Raw genomic sequence first — 25,334 nt, 5'->3', positions numbered from 1 at the left:
AAGATAAGGTTGGGATACGAGGTTGAGTCTATGACATTGCGCGCCACACAATATTTTTTCTTGGTATCTATAACGGCCATATACGGCCTATTCGGCATGTCTTCATATGCACAAGATAATTCATGGGAAAATGCATGGCTCGACGAAAGCTATGGGGCTCGCGCTCTTTTTTGGGCAGAAGCCGAGACTAATAAGACCCGGCGTGCATTGCAGCAAAACCAGCTTTTCGAGGTGTACCAGCTCGAGGCAGAAGCCGTTCTAACAAGGCCTGGCAGGCTTCCCAATGTACGCTTCTCAGGCAACAATGTTTTCAATTACTATCAAGGAACAGATCATCCGTTAGGATTGTGGCAGCGCACATCACGCGTACAGTATTATGCAGGCCAACCACGCTGGGAAACCCTGCTGGACTTTGATGCCCTAGCTCAGGAAGAAGATCGTAAATGGATATTTGCAGGCGCAAACTGTAATGATAATCGCTGTCTTGTTTCGATATCTGATAACGGGAAAGACGCACATGAGGTTCGGGAATTTGACCTTTCAAGTATGCGTTTCGTTGAAAACGGCTTCATGCTGAGAGAAGATAAATCATCAGTCACTTGGTACGATACGGACACCTTACTTGTTGGCAGCACACTTGAAGGTGGACGAGCCAATGAGGCAGGGTTGCCTGCAACACTGCGCCTATGGCGCCGCGGCACAAGCCTGTCTAGTGCTGTCACGTTATTTGAAATTGACGCACAAGATGCTTTTCAGTTTCCTATGCTGGTACGCGCTGGCGGCGTCGATGGTTTTGTTGTTGCAACGCGCCCTAGTTTCTTTGATACCGAATATACATACATTGGCCTTGATGGCGCACAAGCGCCTATACCACTGCCGCGCAAAGCACAAGTCATTGGTGCCTTCAAAGGCGGGTTACTCATAAGACTTAATCAGGATTGGCTGCCACCTGGCACAACAGAACTCCTGCCCAGCGGGGCGCTTGTTTCCGTTTCACTAGTGGCCTTGATGCAAAGTCAAAACATTGCCGATGTAAAAGCGCTTTATATTCCCAAATCCGGCGAAGCGATCAGGTCCACCGCCAGTATAGGGGATACGCTTTATATCGAACTGTTACGTGCATATCGCAGCCGCATCATTGCTGTTAATGAAATAGAATCAGGTATTCATGCGGAAACTTTACCATTACCGGCAGATCATTTTATTACACTTCAAGGTACCGAAGCAGGGCAATTAGCGCTCAAAATTGAAGCGCCACTGTCCCCGCCTCGTTTATCTCTTTTTGATCCCGAAAACGGCACAGAAAAAATTCTGTACCGCTCTCAACCCGCATTTAAAACGGATAACCTAACCACAAAAATATTACACACCACCAGCGAAGACGGCACACTGCTATCATACACGATCATGCACCGCAAAAACATGGAGTATAACGGTAAAAACCCAACACTTGTTTATGGCTACGGCGGTTTTGATGTTGCCGTTACACCGCGCTATGAGGCTATTTTTGGCAAGCTGTGGCTGGAAAAAGGTGGTGTTTACGTCCACGCCTATCTGCGTGGTGGTGGTGAACGAGGGCCAGCATGGCACCAAACAGCCATGCTTAAAAATCGCCAGCAGCCCTACGATGATATGGCCGCTATATTAGAGGATTTACATAAGCGTGGCATTACTGCTCCCAAACATACCGGCATCATGGGACGCTCAAATGGTGGCTTGATGGTCGCCGCCCTAATGACACAGCGCCCTGAACTCATGAACGCCGTTGTTGTTGGCGGCCCGCTTATCGATATGCTGACGTATCACAAGCTTGGACCCGGTTCGACATGGGCCGCTGAATACGGCGACCCTCGCGATAGCAGTGATATTCGTGATTACATTGCAGGCTACTCGCCGCTACAACGGCTGAAACGCAATGCCGTTTACCCGACACCCCTGATTATCACATCTGTTGATGATGATCGTGTGCTGCCTGGTCATGCAAGACGCTTCCATGCCAAATTAAAAACACTAGGCCATGATACACTCTATTTCGAAGATAAGCAGGGCGGCCATTACTGGGAATTGGCAGGCGGGCCTGCGCCTGGTGATTACCACCTTCGCTCCACCGCTAGAGCAATCGAGTATACATATCTTCATGAAAGATTGGCGCAATAAGGAAGCTGCCCTTCAGCCTTTAATGTCATTAATAGACGGGCATCCCATTAATGCCATTGTACGCTCGGTTTCTGTTTTCAAAATCGTTAACGCACGCTCAACACCAGCCTGCCCGCCTGCTGCAAGGCCGTATAAATAAGCCCGCCCAATGGAGCATGCATCGGCACCTGCATTCAAAGCTTTTACAATATGATTACCGCGCCTGATACCTCCGTCTACAATAAGCTCCAGGTCATTTCCAACAGCGGCGCGAATATCTTTCACACAATCAATAGGGGCTGGGGCGCTTTCAAGTTGGCGGCCACCATGGTTCGATATCATCAATGCGGTGGCACCTACATCGCGTGCTTTCAAAGCATCAGGAACAGATTGCAGTCCCTTGATTATAAATGGCCCACCCCATTCACCAACAAGCCATTCCACATCTTTCCATGAAACCGTTCGGTCAAACTGGCTGTTAACATAGTCGATCAACCCCATTGATCCGCCAGACAGTGCGTCTGTGCGGTGCGCAACGTTCGCCAGATCAAAGTTAGGGTGCCGCAGGTAGCTGAGCGACCAGTGCGGGTGCATGGCAAAATTCAACAAACCCTTAAGGCCAAACTTGGGTGGCATTGTCATGCCCGTACGCAAGTCGCGCTCGCGGTTCCCTGCAACGGGTGTATCAGCAGTCAAACAAAGCGCTGTGTATCCGGCCGCTTTACAGCGCGCAACAAATTCCCGCGTTAGTCCGCGGTCTTTCATAATGTACAGCTGGAATATCTTCGGCACATCAATGGCATCAGCTATATCTTCAAGGCGCGTCGTTCCAAGTGTTGAGAGGGCATAAGCAGTACCAAACTTGTCCGCTGCCCGAGCCACCGCCAATTCTTTGTCGTGATGGAAAAGGCGTGACATACCTGTTGGGGACAGGAAAAAGGGTAATGCTATTTCCGTACCCAGAAGTTTGGTTTTCAAATCAATCCTGTCAACATCGACCAATACGTTTGGCATAAGCTCATATTTGTCAAATGCCGCCGTATTATTGTGCAATGACCATTCATCGTCAGCACCGCCGTCAATATAGTGAAACATTGGTGCTGGCAGGCGGCGCTGCGCCAACGTGCGTAAGTCACTTATGTTATGACATTTTGATAATCTCATACTGACGTTAGCTCCCCATTTTGCACACATCATATGTGAAAATACCGAGCACACTATCAAAGTTAGCAAATAATCAGAAGTATGTGTTTACTCGCGGCAAAATAACAGCCAAAATCCCTCAAGGAAGAGCGTTATACTTTTTAAGTTATGCGCTATATTGTTTTGTAAAATAACAAAATATTGGGGGCAGGCTTTTCTTATATTGCGAAGAAGAGCCCAAAGTGAACCATAAAGATAACTTTCGGGGAAAAATCTAATGAACAGCCAGTTTCATGTGATTAACAAGAAAACCATTGTCCGTTTGCTGTCAACAACAGCAATCACGCTTGCCTCAGCACAGGCTTACGGACAAAGCGATAATCTTGCAGTTGAGGAAATTCTTGTAACAGCTACAAAGCGGACTGAAGCAATTACGGAAGTGCCTTTGGCCATTCTTGCCTTTTCCGGCGACTTCACACGTGACCGCAATCTTGATGATGTAAAAGACCTGATCACATACTCACCCGGCATAACCGGCAACTCGAAAGACAGCTTCATTGATGCCGTTGCTATTCGCGGTATTCGCACACAGGATTTCGGCGTTGGCGGCGATCCTTCTGTTGGCTTCTTTAAAAACGGCTTTTATCAAGGCCGCAATGGTGCAGTGGTATCCAGTTTGTTTGATATAGAGCGTGCAGAGGTCTTGCGCGGCCCGCAAAATTTCCTCTTTGGTCGCAACGCCATATCAGGTGCCATTAGCACACACACTGCACGACCTAAGTTTGACAGCACATCTGGATTTATCGATCTTGACGTTGGAGAGCGTGGCCACTTCGTCGGCGAAGGTGCAATCAACCTACCTGTAAATGAAAACTTTGCCTTGCGGTTTGCTGGCTACTACTCAACAGAAGATGGTTATGTTGACAATGCCTTCGACCCGAACGGTGACCGTTTGATTGCCCATGACAAATGGGCTGTGCGCGGCTCTGCCGATTATCAAAACGGCCCATTAAGCATACAGCTAACCGCGGAATATGAAGACCGCGAGCAATCAGGTTCTGTTTACCGCGCTACGGGCCTCGGCGATAATTTTGACGCGCTTGAAGAACTATTTGGTCCGTTTAATCTGCCGGAAGACGGCCGAGATGTTAATCAGGATAATTCATTTGGCAGTATCGATGAAGGTGAAGTCGGCAGCGTTACACTACGCGTTGACTATGATCTCGATTTTGCAGTTCTTACATCTCAAACAGGCTATAAAGAACACACATATAATTACCGGGAAGACTTTGACGGCCTCCCTATCAGCATCAACAACTTTGGGCTGGATCAAAAAGGCACCTATTTCGAGCAAGAACTACGACTCGTCAGTCAAAATGACGGCCCGCTATCCTGGTATGTTGGTGCTTCCTATTATAACGAAGATTTGGATGCCCTGTTTTCTGCGCAAGGTGATGAAGAAGTTATCTGTGCCTATTATTACTTCGCATACTACGGCGAAAACCTGAACGGCAGCTGTCTTGCAGATGTATATTATGCCACAGCCGTACCTGAAGGGTTGTTGGAGCAAGGCGATGTGGACGGCAAATACACGGGCTATGCAGCATACGTTGATCTGACATACCAGTTCACAGACACATTCGATTTCAGTATCGGGCTGCGTTATACTGATGACAAGAAAACATTCAGCAACAATGTATTGCCTGTAACCAGCGCTCTTGGGCCATTTTTCACCTATAGTATAACAACAAACGGACCACTCACAGACACACGTTCATACGATGCATTAACACCGCGGTTTGTAGCTCGCTGGCGACCAGACGACGACAATACATATTATGCAAGCGTGACTCGCGGGTTTAAGGCTGGCGGGTTTGGTACGTTTGGTTTTTCACCAGTGCCGGGTGGCCCTGCAATATCTGCTGGCGACGAACTACAACCCGGCGACGCCGTCCCTGATGACTTTGATCCAGAAAAACTATGGTCCTTTGAGGCTGGTCACAAAGGCCGGTTCTTGGATGGCCGTATTTCAACAGACCTGAACCTTTATTATTACGATTATAAAGACCTGCAATTGCTGGTGTTCCAAGATGGCGGCGGCCTGATCTTCAATCTGGGTAATGTGAAAGGTTACGGTGCAGAAGGTACAATCACCGGCAACCTGAACCAGTATTTTGATGCCTTCGCAAGCCTTGCATTTAATGAAACAGATATTACCGATGCGGGGCCTGCATGCTCGTTGCCAACATGTGACGGTAACACGCTCGGTACACCGCGCTGGTCTGGTGCTGTTGTTTTAAACGGTCATGTGCCGATGGGCGAGGGAGAGCTGTTTGCAACCGCTGAGATGTTCTTCGAATCTTCCAAAGGTGGCGGCATTGAAAACAGTGCTATATCAAGAGTAGGTAGTTTCACTGACACCACTATCCGAGCAGGTTACCGTGAAGATGCATGGTCACTGACGGCTTACGTCGAAAACCTGACCAACGAGCTTTACTACGACCAAGGTAACAACAATGATGCGGTAATACCGGCGCATTTCTTTGGTCCAAGCAGGCCGCGTACATTCGGAGTTCGCTTTTCTAGAAGCTTTGGCAGTTAAGACTAAGCAGACCAAGAGGCGCTGTTACGTAACTCAATTATGCACCAGTTGATATGGCTGGTGCAGTCAGCGCTTTATCCGTGCGAAAAGACCAATTCGGGAGAAAATCGATAACCGAAGTCATTTCAGATATTGATCTTGCCTTTGCGCCCGGCACAGGCACGCCGGTTGTCGGCGGCCTGACCTCAATGGAAGCACAGCAGATACTACGCGGCCTGAAGAGTTTAAACATCAAATCTGCAGATGTTGTCGAAGTTGCACCGGCACATGACGTCAGCGCCATCACCGCACTGGCCGCAGCAACGATTGCTGTCAATTGCCTGGCGTTAATCGCTACTGCCAAAAAGAACGGATAAGCGACGGTAAGGCCTCATGCAAAACGACCAGAGAAAAAACGCCGAATTGTTACAGCGCGGGTTTGCGGCATTGCAATCTGGTGACTTGAAAACCGCAGAAAGCTGTTGCCAAAAAGTACTTGGTAATAATGCCAAAATTCCGCAAGCGCATTTCCTTGTTGGCCTGATAGCCATTGAAACCAAGAACCGTAAATTGGCTGCAAGCGCATTTCACACTGTGACGCAGTTGGATCCAAAAAATACAGCCGCGTGGGCGCACTTGGCAAAGGTTTTTAGCGAGCTCGGCTATACCGTGCGTGCGGATGATGCGCTCAAAAATGCTGAGAAGTTTTCAACGGACCGACCCTTAATCCAGAATGTTATTGGCTCGGTATGGACCTTGTTGGGTGAACATGAAAAAGCACATAGCTGGTTCTTGAAGGCACACATGGCAGAACCAAAATCATCCACATACGGTGTTAACCGTGCAAACGCGGAAAGCTTTCTGGGCCACACACATGATGCCATGAACACAATCGAGGCGGTACTGGAAGACCATCCATCCAATCCGCAGGCACACTGGATACGCGCAGGCCTGTCCAAAGCCACAAACAGTGACCATGCAAACACAATGAGCAACATTGCAGCCCAGCAAGCAAAGCAGCCGCACGCAGCCGCATTTCTGTATTATGGTGCTGGCAAGGAATATGAAGACATTGAGGATTGGCCACGTGCTTTTGATGCGTTCAATAGAGGCGCTGCTGCCAAGAGAAAAACGATTAACTACGATGAAGCCGAAGAAGAACGCATATTCGGCGTACTTGCCAAAAAATGTACACAGGAATGGATGCAAAGCAACGACAGTGACATTAAAAGCAGTGCTCCCATCTTCATTATCGGGCAACCGCGCACCGGCACAACATTGATAGAACGTATTATCACCAGCCACTCCGATGTGGCGTCAGCCGGTGAACTACAGCAGTTCTACCTTGCTATACGCAGAATTTCGAACATCGCAACACCTGCTCGCAATACAGCTGCCTTGATGGAAAGTGCCGTGTCAATAGACCCCGGCAAACTTGGCAGCGCCTATGTAACAGGCACGCGTAATCATGCCCAAAAAGCCGCACACTTTGTAGATAAGATGCCTGCAAATTACCTGTACGCACCGTTAATTGCACGTGCCCTGCCGCAAGCAAAATTTATCCACGTTATGCGCGGGCCAATGGACAGTTGCTTTGCCAGCTTCAAGCAACTGTTTGCTGATGCCTACCCACATTCCTACAATCTGGAAGAAATGGCGCGCCACCATGTACGATACAGACGCATCATGGACCAGTGGCAGGATGTGCTCGGCGAGCAAATGATTAACATCTCGTATGAAGAAACCGTACAAAACCTGGAAGACACCGCGCGCCGCCTGATCAGTTTTTTAGACCTGCCATGGCAAGATGATTGCTTGAATTTCCATCAGCAAAAAAGTGCTGTATCAACCGCCAGTGCTGTTCAGGTGCGCGAGCCTGCACACACGCGTTCAGTTGGGCGCTGGAGGCATTATGAAAGCGAGTTGCAACCCATGACCAAAATCATAAAAGCAGCTGGATTACCCTTATAAACGATGCCTCAACACGGCTAATATGATTTAGCTATTCCAGGCTGGACGTGGCAAGCCTTTTGATTGCCTCACCTTTAACAAAGTCAACAGCTGGCGCCAAAGCATCCAGACCACTTTCCGAAGTACCATTTGCAATTTCATCAAACGTAACTTTGGATCCGTCACCTTCAGGTGTGATGGTGATGGTCCAGACAACATTAACACCGAGACCCTGCAACGGCCCAAACGGGGCGTTCAGTCGCAGCTGTTTTCCCGTTTGCACAGATAAAACCTCGCCGTGCGCCACCGAACCACCCGCCCAGTCTTCTCTCCACAAACCACCCGCCGTTGCATCCAGCGACAAGTTTGCCGAAACGCCAGAATAGCTATGTTCAGGGTGCCACCATATCTCGGGCTGTATCAACCGTGCCCACAGAACAGCCGGTGCCATATCAGAGGTTGCTTCATGCTTTAAGGTATAGTGGTCTGCTTTTGCCTTGACGATATCAGCCAGCGCAGAAGGCACAAAAAGCATGCTGCCCAAACAGATACCACCTATCATTTTTGTCACGTCAATCATTATACACCTCGCTTAAGTTATTAGCTAAAACGCACCACTATCAACATCGCGCAAGAAGCGAATAAGACCCTCAAAGAACACGTCTTCATCGTCTAGCTGCGACAGGTGTGAGCCACCCGGACACAGATGAAAGCGGCCATTGGCAACTTGGCCGGCCATCCACTCCATATGCGCAGGATCCATCGTATCATGCGACGCACCAATAATCAGCGTTGGCACCGTGATTTTGGACAAGTCAGCTGTACGGTCCCAGTTTTCAAGCAGGCCACTGGCGCCCAGTTCACTTGGCCCCTGCATTGGAATGTAAACATCGTTGTTCACATGGCCGAAGCTGCGATTAATGGCATCAGGCCATTGATCAGCTGGCATGCGCAGCACATGATCAACATAATGATGTTCAATCAACAATGAGACATACTCTGGGTTGCTATAATCTTTGGCGGCTTCAATCGCTTTCAATTTCGCAAGAACGGCCGGGTCCATGTCTGCCATCAACACATTGGCTGCATAATCATTGTAGGCAGGAATGCTGGCCATCATGTTCGAGATGATGAGGCCTTTAAGGTTCGCTTGATACTTGAGGGCATATTCAATGCCTAAAATACCACCCCACGACTGACCAAACAGGTAGAAATTATCCGGCCCCAAACCAAGTGCTATGCGCACCTGCTCAACCTCCTCAACAAACCGCGCCGTTGTCCAGAGATCAGGCTCATCAGGCTGATCAGAGAAATAAGACCCGAGCTGGTCATAATAGTAAAACTCTATGCCTTCATCCGGAAAATGCTCGCCGAACACTTCATAAATTTCATGTGTCATGCCGGGGCCACCGTGCAGCAACAAAACCTTTATGGTCGGGTTGTCACCGACCTTTTTGGTCCACACATTAAAGGTGCCTTTTTCAGTGTGCACAGGGATCAACCGCCCTTCGCCCACTGTCGGCGTTCCCTTGCTTTCCTGTACAACAGCTTCCGTTGATGTTTGCGCATCTGCGCCAGTGTTGGTTGGTGTTGCCGTCTCGCTGCTATTGCATGCCGAAAGCGCAAAAAGCGCAGCGAATGCCACCGTGAATAATGAACGCATGAGTTCCCCCTTAAGTTTGCCAGCCATTAGCGCGCAAACGCTAGCATGCACCCCGGCAAAAACCAACACGGCGCACACATATGTGAACAAAGCTAAGGTATAGGGAATAAGGTAAAGAGAAAATGGCGCACCCTAGAGGATTCGAACCTCTGGCCTCTGCCTTCGGAGTATATTCCTATAAGAATGATGATCATATTTAGTCCGGAAATTACAGGAAATACCGGGATTTGGCGGGAAGATACGGGATTATCCGGGACGCGAAAGCGAAAGATTACTCATCTCAGTCACACTGTGGGCACAAAATGGACCCCACGCAATTAGCTAAATTCACGCCCATTTTAGCCTCTGCCTTAAATGGCATTTAAACTCTGTCTAAACGGCCATCACCAGTCAGCTTACCACTAGCTTCATAGGCTGATGGCCTGGCTGGCCCTTGTTTTCGTGATGCCTTCCGCTTCCTTATTTCTCGTGTGGTTTCTTCGCCGACTTTGTCGAACACTTTGTTTTACATATTTATAATCTTTGTGTAGCTGCCTCAGTTTGTTGATTTGTTTCAAGGCTCTAAAACCAATTGTGGCCACAGCGCCTACAACTAACGTTTCACCAACATTGATATCTAGAACAGCGTCCACAAACCTTTTGCCTTCGAGAAGTACGCCGGACGCAACCTGGATAGCCGCATCATACCGGCGGCCCATGTAACTAAACGGCTGGCTTACGCCGTGGATATTTTAAATTCAAAATTAGATTTTCTGACACATCACTAGTCTTCAAAATCATCGTTTACGCACATCCTCAATATTCGCAAATTCGCGATACAAATCGAGTTGAGAACTTGTAGAGAAACCGGAAACGGCAAACTGTTTTCTCGCTTCCCCGCCAGAGCGCGCAATAACCTCCGCAGTATAACGGGTAACAGTCATTGTTTTTGGCATTTTAACACCACCCGGCTTACCAAACCAAATGGGCACCTGGTCCACTACTATTTCATACGACGACTGCATAGATTGTGTATCGTGTTCGATTGTGATCGCCCTGCTCTCACCTGGTTGCAAGAGGACACGTTTTGGGAAAACTTTTAAGGCGCTAACTCTACTTTTCAGGTTAGCATTCATGATTCCAACTTCAGCAGTACTGAGGTTGAGTAAAACAGGTTTATCGCTTGGGTTTGAAACAACAAATTCTAAGTCAGGAGTCCAGCTATGAACCATTGCGACTCTGGTTGGCCGGAAGTAGTAATCTGACGAAAACGCTTGATTGTGCCCCAACAAAATTAAACATATACCAATGTGGGAATACGCTAATATTTTTCTGTTAAGCTTGATTAACATTTAGATTTCTCCAGATAATATTTCTGGAAAAACCATTGCAAAAACCGCTCCAATGAATGCGGTTTAAGTTATTGTTATATAATGACTATTTATACATCTATTATTGCGGCTTAGCAGTTACATAAGTACCTTTTGCAAAATGAAAATATTGCTTCCTAATCTGCAAATATTGAATTTGAGTCAACATCAACAATTATCTCTTGCCTGAGAACCGATTTAACCTCAGGCGCCGCTTTAGGTCCCAGGTTAATAAGTTGCTCTCCCAACGCTGTTGACAATTCCGACAATCGATTAAGGCCGTACAAGTGTGCGCTACCTTTCAATTGGTGGAGTAACGATGTGAGGGCTTTATGTGACATACCACCTTGGAGCTGCTCAGCTACATTTTTAAGATAATCGCGGTAGCTTTTTGTCAGCGCTTTTTTTTCGGCCTCAATATCTACATCACATACAGCATAACGCTCAGGCTTTTTATGCACGATATGCTGATTGATCGCCTCATTAAGCCGCGGAAAATTAAACGGCTTTTCAAAAAACATGGATGCACCCGATAAGCGTGCATTTTCTTTTGCTATTGAAGAACCATCTGCACTTAAAACAAATATAGGAGGACAGTTTTCAAGAGAGACCAATTGCTCTAGCAAGGAGAGTCCGTTCCCATCTGGCAGGCTCACGTCAAGTAACAACAAGTCATATGGTATTGGTCCAGCTTCAGCTTTTTTAAAGCACTCAAGTGCTTGCTTTACCGTGCCGGCCACTTCTGGCACATACCCTTGTTGACGAAGGTTCGCTTCCAAAAGTAGCGCAATACTATCTGTATCTTCAACAATGAGTATTCTTTTGCCCGTTTTACACATCACTGAACCCTCCTCTCTTCGAACGCCAGCTTACGATTCCACTCGGCAATCAGCTCTTTAACGTTGCTAACTGTGCTTTTAATTGAGTGTTTTGGGAGCGACGCTTGAACAGGTGTAGCCATAAGATAACGCTCTATCATTACTTTCATGGCTTCAATGTCAGCATCACTGCTTTTATCGAAAACGCCTGCAGCATGACAATTAACGAGCCGTTTCAGCAGAGAAAATTCAAGAGTGCCTGACAAAACGACCACCAGACTTTCAGGCGTGACCTGCCGCACTTCTTCTGCGAGTTTGGCTCCGCATTTTTCCCCTGAAAAATCATTATCAAGAATATAAATGTCATATCCGCTTAACACAGTGTCACGCTCACTTGAGCTAATTAACAATTCTGGAAACTGCATGCGAAGCTTAAGGGCAAGCATGCCAGAATAGTGTGGGTCATCATCGAGTATTAGTAGTTTACGCAGCTTTTGCATCATCAAATCCTTTCGGTGAGGTTGACTTGGTTTCAGTTTGGGCAAGATTGGGGTCGTCTTTGCGTGCGCCAAAAAACAAGGGGACTAAATTCTGACATTGAGAAGTAAAACGTCGAACAAGGCGCTTTTCATTACCTGGGGATATAGAAGCGATTGTGAGATCAGACAGAGAAGGTAAAACCCGCGTAGAATAATGCTGTTCCACCACTCCTGTGTAAATTAAAACCAGATCGTATTGCTGAGCGTGCTTTTGTAGCCAGTTTCTGGCAGCATCAATACTATAGCCCTCGGCCCTTCCTCTGCTCCCAAATGATATGTAGTCAAAGGAGCTCTCTGTACTTATCCTAATTTCTTCGCCGTAACATATGCTTTCAATAAATCCAGAATTTTCATTGGCTCCATCATCAGCTGCACAAACGACTAAGGTCTTTAACCCCTGATGGATTGCAACTTCGGCCAGTGGAGTTAGCGGAACATGCGTCTCTGGATCGAAGCGAACAATGCTAATAACATTGGTTCTGTCTCTTCTCCAATGCCCGCTGAATTGCAATTGGCTCAAGAAAATTGCCATATCGGAACAGGTTGGGGCCGGTGACAACACAGCTAAATCTACACCTGCATGTGAAGGCGCAATTTCAACATCGTCACTGTATATTATGCTGGAAGACAGCTGTCTTCGTGCAAAGAGTAAAACTGCCGCAAAAAAACAACCCGCCATGAACCCAACCATGGCAAATTGAGCACGCTTGTCACTAGCTGCTGAATCAGGCATGTTGCCGCGGGAAAGCACTTCAATCGTTCCTGGTAGACTATTCCTGCTTTCCAGACGCACTTGGTCAAGTATGCGGCGTGTTTCAGCAAGCATCCCTGCGATCTGGAATTGTTCAGCGTTAATACGCTTGAGTTGAATGAGTTTACTGTTGAGATCTTTGGCGTTGATAGAGAGTTCATTCCGGCGCGCTATTAACTTCCTTTTCAGTGCATTTAATTCTGCCAATGATTGCGATTTTGCGGCACCGTCAGCACCAGTGATTGCACCTGTCTTACCAAGTGTTGCAATAAGGCGGCGGCGGGACTCGATAGCATCATCAATCACCTGCAAAGAAGCAGTTAAATTTGCTACTTTCGGGTGCTCTGACATGTAGCGCAATTTCAGTTTCTCCAATTCAGCAGCGCGTTTTGCCCGTTCAAAGACCATGTCAGCCATGGCGCGGTCCAACAACGTGGCCCGTTTGATTTCCATGTCTCCTGTATCTGCATCAAGTGCACCGTCCGTCGTCTCCATTTCCACCAAGGTGTTGGTCAATTCTCCAACGCGAATATCCAATTCCTCGAGTTGAGTCACTTTGGTTAAATGCGCCTTTGCTAAAGAAGACGCATCGTATTCTTCTCCAACCTCCAGCAATTCCTTGTTCAAGGTATACTGCTTTGCCATAAGTTCTTGAACGCGCACCTCTAGTTCACGTGCACGAAGGATTTGCCGCGAGTCAGACTGCCGCTCATGAAGCTCCGCATAGCTGGCGAGGAGAGCGTTTACAAGCTGCTGCGCTCTGGTGCCATCAGTACTCTTCCCGCTAACCGCAATTAAGCCCTTTAATTTCTTGACTTCAAGCGCATCGATAACGTCCCTTAATCGAGGGCGTGGCCCCACATAACCTTGATCATCCAGTTTTTCGATCAGAATTTCATGGGCACGCGAGAGCACTTGTTGGCTTTGTATATATGTAGCCTCTGCTGAAACAAAAGCATCGTAAAGCCTCAAGCGGCTATCATCATTATCAGCATATAATATCTTGGGTTCTTTTGCGACAACACGTACCAATCCCTGGCTTTCAAAAACAGGCTTAACAACGGTGTAAGCAATGAATGCAAAACCGAGTCCCAGCAACAAGGCCAAACCGGCGAGCTTACCCCATTGTCCACGGTAAATGCGGGTTACAGCTTTAACTGGATTCACCGGTGCTGGAGCATTTTCCTCCACAAAATCCTTAACTTGCCATAAAGCAGGATTGCCAACAGTTTCGGCAGCATCACCATCTATGCCTTGAACACTCATGGTGCTTACACCTCAGCACATATATTGCGAGCACTTTGATCTTGCTCCCAGGTTGGTTTTTTGCCAACGAACAAACGATTTCGGATATGTGCGGCAACAGAAACTGACAGAAAAACGATAGCACCATGCCAAAGCATTGGGCGAACAAACAACCTTCCTAAAAAAATACAGGCATTCTTGAATTTCTGCCACGCTCCTAAAGCAAACGCCGAGCGCTCCAATTGAGCATTTCCTCTGTATACGCGACTACGAACCTTCATAAGGCTTTTGAGCGTTAGTGGTGCCCGAACGACATACTGAGCGTGTTCAACCCAAAGAGAGCGCTCGCTCAACTGGCGGCGCACAAACTCATCATCATTAATGACATCAGGAAAAGTACCCAGACACTTTAATCCAGCAGAACTTATAGCAAAAAAACCACCGACTTTACGATTATCAAAGTAGCCATTTTGAGACCAAGCACGATAAAAAGCTCTAACGTTTACGCTGCTTTCTCTCGTTTGTAGAAACGCATTTCCATATGCAAGGTAAATACCGCCATCAAGAAGGGTGTTCACAAGTGAGCGCACCGCTTCCGGGCTTGTTTTGATATCCGCATCAAGGAAAACGATCGGTTTATGTTTTGCTGCAGCGATACCAACATTTAAAGCCATCGTCTTTGACGGTAATTGAATATCAACGACTTTAGCGCTCGGCGCTACACTATGTGCCTTTCTGACTGTCTGATCCGTGCATCCATTACACACAACGATAATATCAAACTCACCCGGAAACATACCTGTCTGCAAAGCACCAAGGGTTCCACCAATCGCCGCTTCTTCATTAAATGCGGGGATAATAACAGTACATTTAGGCATACTAGGCATGAGTGTCTCCCGAAGCACCGTTGCTCATGATGAAATGACCAATTGCCGAAAGCAGTTGAGGCTCAGCGGAAACGGATGCACCATCCCCAGTTTCAAGAGATGCTATGGCATCTAATTTCTCAAATAATTCGTCTTCACTTCGCGCAACATGGATGCCCTCACGGTCTTCAAGGTTTGAAACGGTCGCCAATTGATGATCATTCCGGTGTTCGCCAAACTTAACAAGCCGGGGCATAACGATAATTGGTCTGCAATGTTGCAAGGCAGTCAGAATGGTGCCCATACCAGCATGCGAAACAATGACTTTGCAATCCGCAACCTGTTTTGCAAATTGCAAAGGTGTTAATGTGGCCGCACTTTCTATATGCTGAGGCACCTTTCCTTCTGGACCCACTTGGGCAAAGCAACCACTAACATTCTGTTTCAATGACCATTTTTCCAATGACGTAATTAATCTATCAAATGGTAATTGGGTTCCAACAGTTGCAAAAATCATAAAAAATCTCCTTCTAGGACTTGTTTTCTGTCCTAGAAGGAGCAATGCCTGTGCCAGTCGCAATTTAGTTAGAGAACGCTCCCGTGACACTCTACGCCAAACTTTTCAGCCACTCTTGGCCACTGACTGAACACACGGCTAGCATGGGATGTAGCAAGTTTAGCTGACAGAGACATTTCTTCAGCATTTGCAACGCTATCAATAAAGAGGCTCTTTGCCCCAACCAACTTGGCAAAGCGACAAGCAAAATAACCTGGTGCAGCACCCGTGGAAACTACAACATTTGGGCGCACACGTAACACCAGATATAAAACACGGATTGCCATCAGAATAAGCGATAACTTCGTATCACGGTTTCCATCTGGAATGACATAAAACGGGCTGTCACCAACTTCAGACCTAGAACCTAGATTCACTGTGACATAAGTAACATCACAATCACGAAAGGCAGGCCGTAGCCTTAGCATTTGGATCCAATGGCCTCCTCCGGAAGCAACGGCAAGGATTTTGGTTTTTTTCTGTGATTTAGGCATGATGACGATGTCTCCTTCTTATTTTGAGGTATGTTTAGAACATGTTCGTACATTGATAAAAGTTGTGCAATTTTTGCTGGCCAAAGGCCGATTTTGGTCATTTTTTGGATTGCTCCATCGGACAAACGCCGACGAAGCTCTGGCATAGAAGCAAGCGTGCGAACCGCAGTCGCAATTTGCCCTGCAAACAAATCTGGCTCGGTTACCGCGACCTTAAACCCGCAACTGTCGTCTACAACATGGCCCGGCCCACCGCGGTCAGCTACAATTACAGGTAACCCATGACTTAATGCTTCAAAGACAACACTACCACTCGGCTCACGAAAGCTCGGGAAGCAAAACACATCTGCTCTAGAGTAAAGTGTATCCACTTCTTCTCGTGTTATTTGACCATGAAACGTTATTAAATGGCTGATATTTAAATCTTCAGCCAACTCTTTGCATAGCTCCATTTCTTCACCTTTACCCGCCACATCGAGGTGAATTCCAGGTACATCACGAAGCAATTCCATTGCTCTTACGCAGTCACGAAGTCCCTTAGTTCTGACACCGCGGCCCACGTGTAAAAGACGCAAACCTGCATGAGAGAACTTTGAACTGGATCTTTCATGAAGTTCAGTAATGCCAAGCTCGCTCATCACTTTAAATCGGCGTATATTAGTATGACCTATCGCATCTTCGACATAAGGAGCTACTCCAAGAATACCCGAAGCTTTCCTATAACTACTTTTCAACATTGGGTCTAAGGACAACCGCCACTTATCGAGGCTACGAAATCGCGTGTACCATGCAGCACTTCCACATTCTTTTTCAAACGCAGATGGTGTTGAAAGACTACCCCCCAGAGGGCCTAAAAAATAAGGCAAATCAAAACACTTGAACGGTGACGGAAAGCGTAGAGCGATCGGCGAAAATTGATGGCCAATATCAAACGCAGTATCAGTTTTCAGAAGAATTTTAATCTGCCGTTTGGCCCACCTGTAATATGCAGGATATGACAGCTTCGCCATTGCGTTAATCCGTTCAAATCGGCGCGTCCACGATGGTTCAAGTTTTGAAATAACGGTTACATCCGGCAATTGTTCGCTCAGTGGCTTTCTACCGGGGCGCTCGAATGAAATTAATGTTACGTCAGCCTGCTTTGACAATTCATTGATCCACATATAGGCACACCAGGCTTCACCAACATCTGTACCATCACAATACGGGGCAAGTGCCATTACTTTAGGCCGCCAATTCATGACATTGTCCCCTTGCCTGTCGGCCATGCAGCAGCAAAACTAACTGTTACATTGAAGAAATGCTTCATCCGCACCAAATGATTTCGACCATTTGCACGGCGTGACTGGAACCACCAGAAAACAAAACGGCTGCTATTGAAAACAAACAACAAAAGAAACACGGCTAAAGAAACAACAGGACCATTATACTTTCGGTGTAACTTCACGGTTGCTTCCGAAAGCATAACATCGCGCTTGTGATTAAGGCCTCCAGAACTGCCTCCACCAAAATGTGTTATTTCGCCTACAGGCGCAAACACCACATCCCAATCAGCTGCTCTCATTCGCCTGCACCAATCGGTCTCTTCACCGAAAAAGAAGAAACGTTCATCCAAAAGGCCAACTTCATTGACACATTCACGGCGCACCATCATATAACATCCAGACACAGTATCTACATTCCGTGTCGTCGTTCTATCCCAATCCAACATGCGGTAACGTTTAAAAAATGGAACACCGTTTATGCGGTCCAATCCCAATGTTTGCATTGTCAAATTCAGGAAAGAAGGGAATTGGCTTGTGCTATGTTGAAGCGTTCCATCTCTATTTAAAACCCGACACCCCATTGCACCTGCATTTGAATCTGAATCCATAAATTCTATTGATTGCTGAAGAACATCACCATGAACAAGGGTGTCTGAATTCAAAAGCAAGATATACCTGCCTCTTGCTCTTTGAATCACTTGGTTGTTCGCTGCGGCAAAACCAACATTTTCACTATTGCAGTAAAGCCTCGTAGCTGGAAATTCTCTGGACACCATAGCTGCACTGCCATCATTTGATGCGTTATCAACCACTAGAACCTCAAAACTGCCTTTAGGGCTGCCATCAAAGACTGAATGCAGGCAATCTCGCAACATAGCGCGTGTATTCCAATTGACGATTATGATGCTCAAATCCATAAGAGCCTCTCCTGTATTTGGGGTGATTTTTGAGGTGTAAACTGTTGTTTAGCTTGCGAAGGTCGGTGTTCTTGCGTCAAAGCAACACCACAACCAATCAAGAAGAAGAACTGCACCATCAATGAGTTCCAGAAATGAACTGTCAGGCCAGCAAGGGTGAAACTTAATAGAGTTACCAACCATGATTTGCGTGCATTCTTGTTGGCGTCGCTGGTTGATTTTTGGCGCGTTTGGCGCATGCCAATAATCACTAGCGATAGCAGAAGGAAAAGCAACGCAGGCAAACCATAACGTACAGTTGTCAGCAGCCAAAAGTTGTCCATGCTCGAGCTCATCCATGGAGCCCGTATCCAGTCATTCAAACCAATACCAAAGATTGGGTGGCGTGCTACTTCAGCAGTACCATAATTCCATATGTGCACGCGGTTATAAGCGCTGTTTGCACTAAAAGTCAGATAAGAGATGAATACAAGTATGGGTGAACGGTTCGAAGCCATAGTTAGAACCAACCAAGCAGCCGCCATTATCGCCAGCAAGATCGTCCATCGGTTAGCTACTCCTGCCGTAAATCGATCCCAGGCAATAATACCCATTTGAAGTGCCAAAGCCGTAAAGGGGCCACCAGACAAAGAGAAGAATGTCGCCATCCCGATAGCAGCAAGTTTTTTCACGCTTGCAAGGTTAAGCTGCGCATTGCCCAGAATGTAATATGTACCCGCAAACGCGCTGGCAGAAAAAACGCCAAACAAAATAGGATGTTCAAATGAAGCAAACGCACGAGTTAAGCCAAGGCGCGGTTCAATGTAATGTGGTCCAGAGCCACCAAAAATAGCTTTGAATGGTTCACGCAGTATGTGCGTACCGGAGAAAGATTCAGCGGCAGCAAAAATCAAAAGGCCTGCTGCAACAGTAAATATCAACTTTAAAACAGCGGCATAATCATCTGTTGTTTTGATATAAGCACGTGCCACAACGTAGGCACCGAATGTTTCAACAAAGTATATGCCAGCAGTTTCAATGCCTTCAGATAAACCCATCGTAACAATTAAAGACAAACCAGCCCAAAGGCCGTGCATTGCCATTAATCCATCCGGCCATCCAGCAGGGTTGTGGCGATCCTGCAACAGCATGTTAATTGCCGGAACAATCAATGCTATCAACGTAACGCGGTAAGGAGACAACCGCAGAGAACCAACCGACAAAGAGGTTTCTGGTGGCAAGGTAAAAGTTAACAGTAAAATTACCACTGGAAGAGCTGGCCACTTAGCCGCAGGTTTATATGTAGTGGCTGTGCTCAAGAAAAGTACCCTTCCTTAAGCCAGTTCGTTTTCTTCCGTAGGTAAAGTTTCTTAGTGACAACACGCTTGAAGGTACCAACAAGTGATTGTGCTTTTGCTCTGAAAGGCAATGCGACCCAACAATTGAAACTATCTGCTCGTAACGACAGAGCTTTACGGCCCACTAAAAGTATCGCGATACTACGCCCCCAAACCGCACCTTTTGCAGCGAACAGATTGGGTTGTGCGTCGAATAATATCTCTGGGTCACGAAGTTCGGCCTGTAAATAACCAGCCGCAATAGCACGGCGCAAAAATTCCTGTCCGCGCTTAGTGCGAGCAATGATCAAAGATTTCCCATAGTTGTCGGCATCAATTGGTGTCTGCCATGGGTCACCAACCGAAATATCAGCTTCCTCACCAGTGTGGTCAGCACATGTATGGCAGCGCCATTGGCGATGCTTTTGCAGGATGTTACCCCACCCATCACTATAGCTTGTTGAATGTGCTTCAATTTGGCCATTAGACGCTTTCCAGCGCGCTTCCATATCACCTGGCCAACCATCACCTCGGTATTTCAAGCTCTCCAATTTCGCAGCCGTTGCCGGCGCAAGGTGCTTAAGCAACGCTTTGGTGCCACGGTGGCTCGGCGTACCGGCGCAGAAAATTGATATTGTCAGGCCTAAATTGGCAGCTACACGCGTATCATTCTTTGCAACCTTGTTCACACCAGCGATATCACACGGTTTACCAATCACAACGCAGGCATCTGTTGCATCTGCAACTAGATCAAGACTGTCACATACGCTTGCAGGCGCATAACGTGAGCCAACACCCTCCATCAGTTCTTCATATGATTTACTCAAACGTGCTTCATTTAAGGCAGGGTTATCTTTGCTAGCTTTCACATGCAAAATGCCGCCGAAATCGAGCATATCGATAGCGAAAAGAGAAAGTGCGGTAACCGCGCCTCCGCTTGATCCTTTAAAACGGATTGTTTTGTCTACAGCAAAACCTTCCCATATCTGCTCTATAGGTCCCCACGCCTGCCCAACATCCGATGTATCTGTCGAAACCTCGCCTGTTACTGACGGACAAGATTGTAAAAGCAAAGCTTCCGTATCAGCACCAATGGACTGATCAATAATAGGACGCCGGTTTTCGTCTTCAGTTTCTGCCATTTTAACAAAGAGAGGGGCCATTGCAGCACAAGCACCACAGCCCGTACACATACGGTTTTCTACAACATCTTTCAGGGAGGAAGGCTGACGGATCATTGTAAAATCTCCTGTGGCTGTGGTGCTTGAATCTGTTGAGTGCGCCGATTACGCAACGAAAACATTAAGCCTTGAGCTGTCCAGGCAGCGCCTTCGCCAAAACAAGCAATAATTAATAAAGTGACAAGGGAACCACCTGACATCACGCTCGTAATCGCGACTAAAACCGCAAAAACGCGCACAAGGTTAGCTTTGAAAGGTATGTCAGTTTGACCCAGAGCCTGAGCCGCCACTGATTGTGGGGCCCGGCACAAACGAAGTGCTTGCGCAAATGCCACAAGAAAAATCGCGATTGTTTCAGCTTTAAAGTCAGCGCCAAACATCAGCGTTAACAAGGGATTAGCAAAGAATATAAAGCCAGCCATAAAGAAAACAGCGAGCCCATATATCCAGATATGAACATTCTTTAATTTGTATTCAAAGTTCTCGCTGTTTTCCCTCTCAGCGGCAAACATTGGCAAACCAATGGTTAATGTCATGCGACTAAGAACAAGAACCGGCACAAGTGCTAGCTGGAACATCATTGAGAAATGGGCGAAGGCATCTGCTGGCAACAATGCAGAAAGAATTACTCGCTCTCCTTGCATACTCCAGAACATGGTAACGCCTGTTAGCAATAGAGGCGTGCCAAAGTGGAATAGCTTGTTAAGCTTTTGCATATCAAAATCAGAGCGGTACGCTGCATCAGACATAATGTGTGAAAGAGCTGTATGCATGAAACCTTGCAACAACATACAAGCACATACCGCTTCTAGAGTAGGTGCCATTGAGGTAGCGAAAAAGACACCGATTGTACCTAAAACAACAGTGACACCTTCCACACAAAGCGCAGGGCGAAAATTAAGTGAGCGCTGGTGCAACCTATAACCTTGATGCGTATACCCACGAACCAAGGCGGCAAGTGCAAGTAGTAAATAGCTCAAAAAGCTAATGCCTTGAACATTATACAAACCCATGAAAAGCAAGATAATGGCCAGCAAACCACCACGTATACGCGCTGTGAAATGAGCAGCAGCCAGAGCACCATCAATTTCTTTATCTTTGACACTGATAATGTGGCGCTCAGCAGCGAGATCTGTTGACATTGCAAACAGCCGGATGCTCAAAACTAGGAAAATAAATTCTCCCAATGTCTCTGCACCAACAATCCTGGCAACGATCACATTCCGGGCAAAAACACACAACTCAGTAAGCAACTGATTTGAAGCAACATAGCCAAACTTGTGTGCTTGAGATGGATTAAGCATATGCTTTTTCCTTCAGGTTTGCGCAAGCTTTAATCGCAGCACTTATTGCATCCATCTGATATGCCCATTGGCGTTTTACCTGGAGCACCTGAGAGCGTAATGCAGTGTGGTTCTTGTCTCGGTTTTCAAAATCTTCGATCAGCGCATTGGTTAGCTCGTCCGTCCGCATAGTGCGCATATCAAAGACATGTTCTGCCGCTTTACACGAAGCGAATACTCCGCGGGCTTTTCCGCTGTATGCCATGTTGGCAACAGGTACCACTGATGATAGAGCAGCTATTGTTGCGTGCATCCGAGCCCCAGCAAACCATTGGGTTTGAGCTATAACGCCTTTCAAAGTAGCTGGCGTCCGGGCGTTTTCTTCAATGAGAACCCGCGAACGAAAGTGTTCAGGCAAACTAGCCTTTAGTGCACGACACGCAGGCAAGTCGCTTTCCCCGCCACCACCTGGTGTTACATGAGGCACTAATAAAATAGAAACTTGAGTGGTTTTAAGAATGTGACGACAAAGATTGGCCAACACACCACGATAATTAGCCTTAAGACCAAATTGCTCACGCGCATTGTCTAGTTTATTCCAGAGAAGGCCACTGACGTTAATACCAACCGCATCAAAAGGTTTTTTAACGTCACCAATTGCAGGTAAACCAAACGCTAAATCAACACCAAGACGGTGTTTATCTTCATCGAAGCTCTCGCCTAGAAGTTCTCTCAAATATTCCAAACTGTCGACGTCACGCGCAAAAGCTAATGTGCATTCACTCAGTATTTTGCGAGCAATTTTACGAGACCGTTTGTAAAGAAACGGACCGTATGTTTGTGGCATCAAAATAAGAGGTACATTCGCATCAAGTGCCATCAATTTTGGCAACGTGATTTGATCAAAACGGGCTGGGCCATATATGTCCGTGAAGCTATCGCCTCCACTAACATCTACCACAGCATCAGAACCATGCATGGCCCTCAATGGAGGAGAACTCATTCCCATCAACTGCTTCAATCGGGCATGGTGCATGTTGGCGCCCTGATAAACTCTTTTACCAGCTTTGAACGGAAGACTCTTAGTCTGGAACTCATCCTGACCAGCAGGCTTGCCTGTTGGACCGATCCCGAGATCATGATCAAATATAGTGAACTCTTCGATGCCTCGCTCTTGCAAGCCAAGCACTGCAGAATGACACAATGCGGTGACGCCGTGGTTCCCGGTGTCGGGAGCAGCGCCTGCGATTACTACTGATGTGCGTGAATGTTTCATGGCCCTATCGTCGCAATCGCTGTGCCATTTCACCGCATCACTTAAGATACTGAAAAATATAAAGAAAAAATAATTGACCCGTTTTGCTTTTTGCAATTTGCACAGTGAAAAATTCTCAAACTCGAATGAAATTCGCATTTTGCAAAGAATGCAAAAAACCAAAAATCTATAAAAGATAAGCTTTTTCAACGACTTAATCGGTCCGGCCAGTTGGCATGTGGATTGCGCTAGTACTCGTCAGAAATTGAAATAAACGAGGCCAGTATGTCTGTAACAACGCAATCAACTAATCTGACAAACAATGATTCTGCGCGATACAATTGGAAAAATCAGCTGTGGCATGCAGAAGCAAACCGCTCGGCTTTCTGGATTGGTTTTCAGCGCGTTACCGCAGCAACAAGTCTTATCTTGCTAACTCCTTTATTCTTGGTCCTGCTCGTACTGGTCAAATCAACCAGCAAAGGACCCTTCATCTACAGTCAAAAACGCCCTGGCTTGAATGGTAAATCATTCACCGCTTACAAAATAAGAACCATGAGTGTAGGTGCAGACAAAGACCTGTCGCGTGCCCGCCGTGTTGATCGAAGTGACCCAATGATTACGTCTGTTGGGCAAATATTGCGAGATATGAAACTAGATGAACTTCCTCAACTATATAATGTTGTTAAGGGCGAAATGGCGCTGGTCGGCCCTCGTCCAATTGCACCCTCATTAGCCAGTGAATTAGCGGAAAAAATACCCGGCTTTAATCGGCGTCAACAAGTACGACCAGGCCTAACTAGCTTGGCACAAGTTTGTATATTCGATAATGCAGATTCAAACGGCCTGATCGATGATTGGTCAACTCGGTTTGAGGCTGAACTCGATTACATTTACAATCAAAATGCCAAGTATGATCTTGTGATCATCGCTTTAACTATAGCATTCATTTCCAAGAAAATACTCAAGAGAATACCAAAAACTACCTTGGCTATAATTCCTATTTTTTGCCTTTTACTACTAACTGCATGCGGAGAGCGATTAGCGACACGAAAATTTATCAAAGCTGATGCTGCATATGAAAAAGAAGTGCGGGCATACGGTGCCCGTCAGGATCCCTCAATTGTTGACATAGAGCCCGTATCCATTCCCTCGGAACAAACGGAACCGCAAGACCCAATTTACCGCGTAGGTAGCGGAGACAAATTACTGATCAACGTATTCGGTGAGGAAGGCCTGGACAATCTGGAAGTTGCTGTTGATGGCGCTGGTTTCATACAGGTTCCCTATCTTGAACAATTGGAAGTTGGCGGTGCAACAGTTGCGGAAATTCAAACTGCTCTGAAAAAAGGATTCGCAAGACAGTTCCGCGAACCATGGGTTGTTGTTCAAATTACTGCACATCGCAGCCGCCCAGTGTACTTGCTGGGCCAATTCAATAATCCTGGCGTAGTTTACATGGAAGGACCAACAAATCTTCTTCAAATTTTAAGTATGGGACGAGGCCTTTCTGAACTCGCCCACCTTAGCGGTGCTAGGCTTTGGAGACAGGGTGCAATTGCAGCTGTTGATATGCAGGCACTGTTGATTGATGGCCGATCAGAGCACAACGTACCTTTGCTGCCCGGTGATACTCTGTTTGTACCAAGCAAGGCCGACAAGAAAGCATATGTTTTAGGTGCCGTTGCCCGTGCTGGCGCAGTACCTTTCTCTAACGAACCAATGACACTTCTGAAGGCACTTACACAGGTTGGAGGGCCTGTTAAATCGGCAGCGTTGTTATCTCAAGTGCGCGTCATCCGCGTTCATTCGGCAGTCGAGGGTCAACTAATTCTCGTTAATGCCAAAGACATCCTAAAAGGCCGCGCACCAGATTTGGAGCTAATGCCTGATGACATCGTTTACGTTCCCGACAATTGGATAGAAAGCTGGAACCAAGTGGTTCGAGCCGTTTCCCCAACCCTCCAACTTGCAGGCGGCACTTTGCAACCGTTTGTACAAGTCAAATTCCTCAAGGGAGAATAAA

20 protein-coding genes and 1 pseudogene are annotated in these 25,334 nt (G+C 46.8%); 5 read left to right on the top strand and 16 right to left on the bottom strand.

The window, feature by feature from the left end; genetic code table 11:
- The first annotated feature begins 30 nt into the window (after positions 1–30).
- Positions 31–2,157 carry a prolyl oligopeptidase family serine peptidase gene (locus OEU88_RS03150; protein WP_262693645.1) on the top strand — a complete coding sequence of 709 codons (2,127 nt, stop codon included), beginning with the start codon at positions 31–33 and terminating at the stop codon, positions 2,155–2,157.
- A gap of 12 nt (positions 2,158–2,169) precedes the next feature.
- Here the strand turns inward: OEU88_RS03150 and OEU88_RS03145 are convergent, their stop codons facing one another.
- Complete coding sequence (locus OEU88_RS03145; protein ID WP_262693644.1) at positions 2,170–3,300, bottom strand: alpha-hydroxy acid oxidase; 1,131 nt, start codon at positions 3,298–3,300, stop codon at positions 2,170–2,172.
- A 256-nt stretch (positions 3,301–3,556) separates the two neighbouring features.
- Here OEU88_RS03145 and OEU88_RS03140 point away from each other — a divergent pair, with 256 nt between their 5' ends.
- The 3 genes and pseudogenes from OEU88_RS03140 (at position 3,557) to OEU88_RS03130 (ending at position 7,831) form a co-directional block, all read left to right on the top strand.
- Positions 3,557–5,881, top strand: coding sequence for a TonB-dependent receptor (locus OEU88_RS03140; protein ID WP_262693643.1), 2,325 nt, complete (start codon positions 3,557–3,559; stop codon positions 5,879–5,881).
- Positions 5,882–5,991: 110 nt separating this feature from the next.
- Positions 5,992–6,237: pseudogene (locus OEU88_RS03135) on the top strand (arginase family protein); the annotation flags it as partial.
- A 16-nt stretch (positions 6,238–6,253) separates the two neighbouring features.
- Complete coding sequence (locus OEU88_RS03130) at positions 6,254–7,831, top strand: tetratricopeptide repeat-containing sulfotransferase family protein (protein WP_262693641.1); 1,578 nt, start codon at positions 6,254–6,256, stop codon at positions 7,829–7,831.
- Positions 7,832–7,862: 31 nt separating this feature from the next.
- Here OEU88_RS03130 and OEU88_RS03125 read toward each other — a convergent pair whose 3' ends face one another.
- The 15 genes from OEU88_RS03125 to OEU88_RS03055 form a co-directional block, all read right to left on the bottom strand.
- A complete protein-coding gene (locus OEU88_RS03125) occupies positions 7,863–8,390 on the bottom strand; it encodes an SRPBCC family protein (protein WP_262693640.1) in 528 nt (175 codons plus the stop codon).
- Positions 8,391–8,414: 24 nt separating this feature from the next.
- On the bottom strand, positions 8,415–9,473 hold the full coding sequence (locus OEU88_RS03120; protein WP_262693639.1) for a proline iminopeptidase-family hydrolase: 1,059 nt from the start codon (positions 9,471–9,473) through the stop codon (positions 8,415–8,417).
- Positions 9,474–10,249: 776 nt separating this feature from the next.
- On the bottom strand, positions 10,250–10,804 hold the full coding sequence (locus tag OEU88_RS03115; RefSeq protein ID WP_262693638.1) for a hypothetical protein: 555 nt from the start codon (positions 10,802–10,804) through the stop codon (positions 10,250–10,252).
- Between the two features lie 155 nt (positions 10,805–10,959).
- Positions 10,960–11,661: an Hpt domain-containing response regulator gene (locus tag OEU88_RS03110; RefSeq protein WP_262694179.1), complete on the bottom strand. Its 702-nt coding sequence runs from the start codon at positions 11,659–11,661 to the stop codon at positions 10,960–10,962.
- The gene (locus OEU88_RS03105) at positions 11,661–12,140 is read right to left on the bottom strand and encodes a DNA-binding transcriptional response regulator (protein WP_262693637.1); all 480 of its coding nucleotides are present in this window, start codon (positions 12,138–12,140) and stop codon (positions 11,661–11,663) included. The genes OEU88_RS03110 and OEU88_RS03105 overlap by 1 nt, the downstream gene beginning before the upstream one ends.
- A complete protein-coding gene (locus OEU88_RS03100; protein ID WP_262693636.1) occupies positions 12,124–14,196 on the bottom strand; it encodes a GumC domain-containing protein in 2,073 nt (690 codons plus the stop codon). The genes OEU88_RS03105 and OEU88_RS03100 overlap by 17 nt, the downstream gene beginning before the upstream one ends.
- Before the next feature lie 5 nt (positions 14,197–14,201).
- Positions 14,202–15,062: a glycosyltransferase gene (locus OEU88_RS03095; RefSeq protein WP_262693635.1), complete on the bottom strand. Its 861-nt coding sequence runs from the start codon at positions 15,060–15,062 to the stop codon at positions 14,202–14,204.
- Entirely contained in the window at positions 15,055–15,558 is a 504-nt protein-coding gene (locus tag OEU88_RS03090; protein WP_262693634.1) for a glycosyltransferase, read from the bottom strand. Before OEU88_RS03090 ends, OEU88_RS03095 begins: the two co-directional genes overlap by 8 nt.
- Positions 15,559–15,626: 68 nt before the next feature.
- Positions 15,627–16,025: a UDP-N-acetylglucosamine transferase subunit ALG14 gene (locus OEU88_RS03085; RefSeq protein ID WP_262693633.1), complete on the bottom strand. Its 399-nt coding sequence runs from the start codon at positions 16,023–16,025 to the stop codon at positions 15,627–15,629.
- Positions 16,019–17,332 (bottom strand): glycosyltransferase, encoded by a 1,314-nt coding sequence (locus tag OEU88_RS03080; protein WP_262693632.1) that lies wholly within the window; start codon positions 17,330–17,332, stop codon positions 16,019–16,021. Before OEU88_RS03080 ends, OEU88_RS03085 begins: the two co-directional genes overlap by 7 nt.
- Positions 17,329–18,273: a glycosyltransferase family 2 protein gene (locus tag OEU88_RS03075; protein WP_262693631.1), complete on the bottom strand. Its 945-nt coding sequence runs from the start codon at positions 18,271–18,273 to the stop codon at positions 17,329–17,331. The genes OEU88_RS03080 and OEU88_RS03075 overlap by 4 nt, the downstream gene beginning before the upstream one ends.
- Positions 18,264–19,571 carry a hypothetical protein gene (locus tag OEU88_RS03070; protein ID WP_262693630.1) on the bottom strand — a complete coding sequence of 436 codons (1,308 nt, stop codon included), beginning with the start codon at positions 19,569–19,571 and terminating at the stop codon, positions 18,264–18,266. The genes OEU88_RS03075 and OEU88_RS03070 overlap by 10 nt, the downstream gene beginning before the upstream one ends.
- Entirely contained in the window at positions 19,568–20,827 is a 1,260-nt protein-coding gene (locus OEU88_RS03065; RefSeq protein WP_262693629.1) for a Coenzyme F420 hydrogenase/dehydrogenase, beta subunit C-terminal domain, read from the bottom strand. The genes OEU88_RS03070 and OEU88_RS03065 overlap by 4 nt, the downstream gene beginning before the upstream one ends.
- Positions 20,824–22,074, bottom strand: a complete 1,251-nt coding sequence (locus tag OEU88_RS03060) for a lipopolysaccharide biosynthesis protein (RefSeq protein ID WP_262693628.1) — start codon at positions 22,072–22,074, stop codon at positions 20,824–20,826. The genes OEU88_RS03065 and OEU88_RS03060 overlap by 4 nt, the downstream gene beginning before the upstream one ends.
- Positions 22,067–23,329 (bottom strand): polysaccharide pyruvyl transferase family protein, encoded by a 1,263-nt coding sequence (locus OEU88_RS03055; RefSeq protein ID WP_262693627.1) that lies wholly within the window; start codon positions 23,327–23,329, stop codon positions 22,067–22,069. Before OEU88_RS03055 ends, OEU88_RS03060 begins: the two co-directional genes overlap by 8 nt.
- 264 nt (positions 23,330–23,593) lie before the next feature.
- Here OEU88_RS03055 and OEU88_RS03050 point away from each other — a divergent pair, with 264 nt between their 5' ends.
- A complete protein-coding gene (locus tag OEU88_RS03050; protein WP_262693626.1) occupies positions 23,594–25,333 on the top strand; it encodes a sugar transferase in 1,740 nt (579 codons plus the stop codon).
- Position 25,334 lies beyond the last annotated feature (1 nt).

It is taken from the genome of Kordiimonas aquimaris, assembly GCF_025574485.1.
GTDB lineage: Bacteria > Pseudomonadota > Alphaproteobacteria > Sphingomonadales > Kordiimonadaceae > Kordiimonas > Kordiimonas aquimaris.
This window is presented reverse-complemented; position numbering and strand designations above follow the sequence as displayed.

What these genes read in the sequence shown, in the direction of transcription:
- OEU88_RS03150 (WP_262693645.1), top strand. Translation starts at nt 31, where the DNA reads ATGACATTGCGCGCCACACAATATTTTTTCTTGGTATCTATAACGGCC.
- OEU88_RS03145 (WP_262693644.1), bottom strand. Translation starts at nt 3,300, where the DNA reads ATGAGATTATCAAAATGTCATAACATAAGTGACTTACGCACGTTGGCG.
- OEU88_RS03140 (WP_262693643.1), top strand. Translation starts at nt 3,557, where the DNA reads ATGAACAGCCAGTTTCATGTGATTAACAAGAAAACCATTGTCCGTTTG.
- OEU88_RS03130 (WP_262693641.1), top strand. Translation starts at nt 6,254, where the DNA reads ATGCAAAACGACCAGAGAAAAAACGCCGAATTGTTACAGCGCGGGTTT.
- OEU88_RS03125 (WP_262693640.1), bottom strand. Translation starts at nt 8,390, where the DNA reads ATGATTGACGTGACAAAAATGATAGGTGGTATCTGTTTGGGCAGCATG.
- OEU88_RS03120 (WP_262693639.1), bottom strand. Translation starts at nt 9,473, where the DNA reads ATGCGTTCATTATTCACGGTGGCATTCGCTGCGCTTTTTGCGCTTTCG.
- OEU88_RS03115 (WP_262693638.1), bottom strand. Translation starts at nt 10,804, where the DNA reads ATGTTAATCAAGCTTAACAGAAAAATATTAGCGTATTCCCACATTGGT.
- OEU88_RS03110 (WP_262694179.1), bottom strand. Translation starts at nt 11,661, where the DNA reads ATGTGTAAAACGGGCAAAAGAATACTCATTGTTGAAGATACAGATAGT.
- OEU88_RS03105 (WP_262693637.1), bottom strand. Translation starts at nt 12,140, where the DNA reads ATGCAAAAGCTGCGTAAACTACTAATACTCGATGATGACCCACACTAT.
- OEU88_RS03100 (WP_262693636.1), bottom strand. Translation starts at nt 14,196, where the DNA reads ATGAGTGTTCAAGGCATAGATGGTGATGCTGCCGAAACTGTTGGCAAT.
- OEU88_RS03095 (WP_262693635.1), bottom strand. Translation starts at nt 15,062, where the DNA reads ATGCCTAGTATGCCTAAATGTACTGTTATTATCCCCGCATTTAATGAA.
- OEU88_RS03090 (WP_262693634.1), bottom strand. Translation starts at nt 15,558, where the DNA reads ATGATTTTTGCAACTGTTGGAACCCAATTACCATTTGATAGATTAATT.
- OEU88_RS03085 (WP_262693633.1), bottom strand. Translation starts at nt 16,025, where the DNA reads ATGCTAAGGCTACGGCCTGCCTTTCGTGATTGTGATGTTACTTATGTC.
- OEU88_RS03080 (WP_262693632.1), bottom strand. Translation starts at nt 17,332, where the DNA reads ATGAATTGGCGGCCTAAAGTAATGGCACTTGCCCCGTATTGTGATGGT.
- OEU88_RS03075 (WP_262693631.1), bottom strand. Translation starts at nt 18,273, where the DNA reads ATGGATTTGAGCATCATAATCGTCAATTGGAATACACGCGCTATGTTG.
- OEU88_RS03065 (WP_262693629.1), bottom strand. Translation starts at nt 20,827, where the DNA reads ATGATCCGTCAGCCTTCCTCCCTGAAAGATGTTGTAGAAAACCGTATG.
- OEU88_RS03060 (WP_262693628.1), bottom strand. Translation starts at nt 22,074, where the DNA reads ATGCTTAATCCATCTCAAGCACACAAGTTTGGCTATGTTGCTTCAAAT.
- OEU88_RS03055 (WP_262693627.1), bottom strand. Translation starts at nt 23,329, where the DNA reads ATGAAACATTCACGCACATCAGTAGTAATCGCAGGCGCTGCTCCCGAC.
- OEU88_RS03050 (WP_262693626.1), top strand. Translation starts at nt 23,594, where the DNA reads ATGTCTGTAACAACGCAATCAACTAATCTGACAAACAATGATTCTGCG.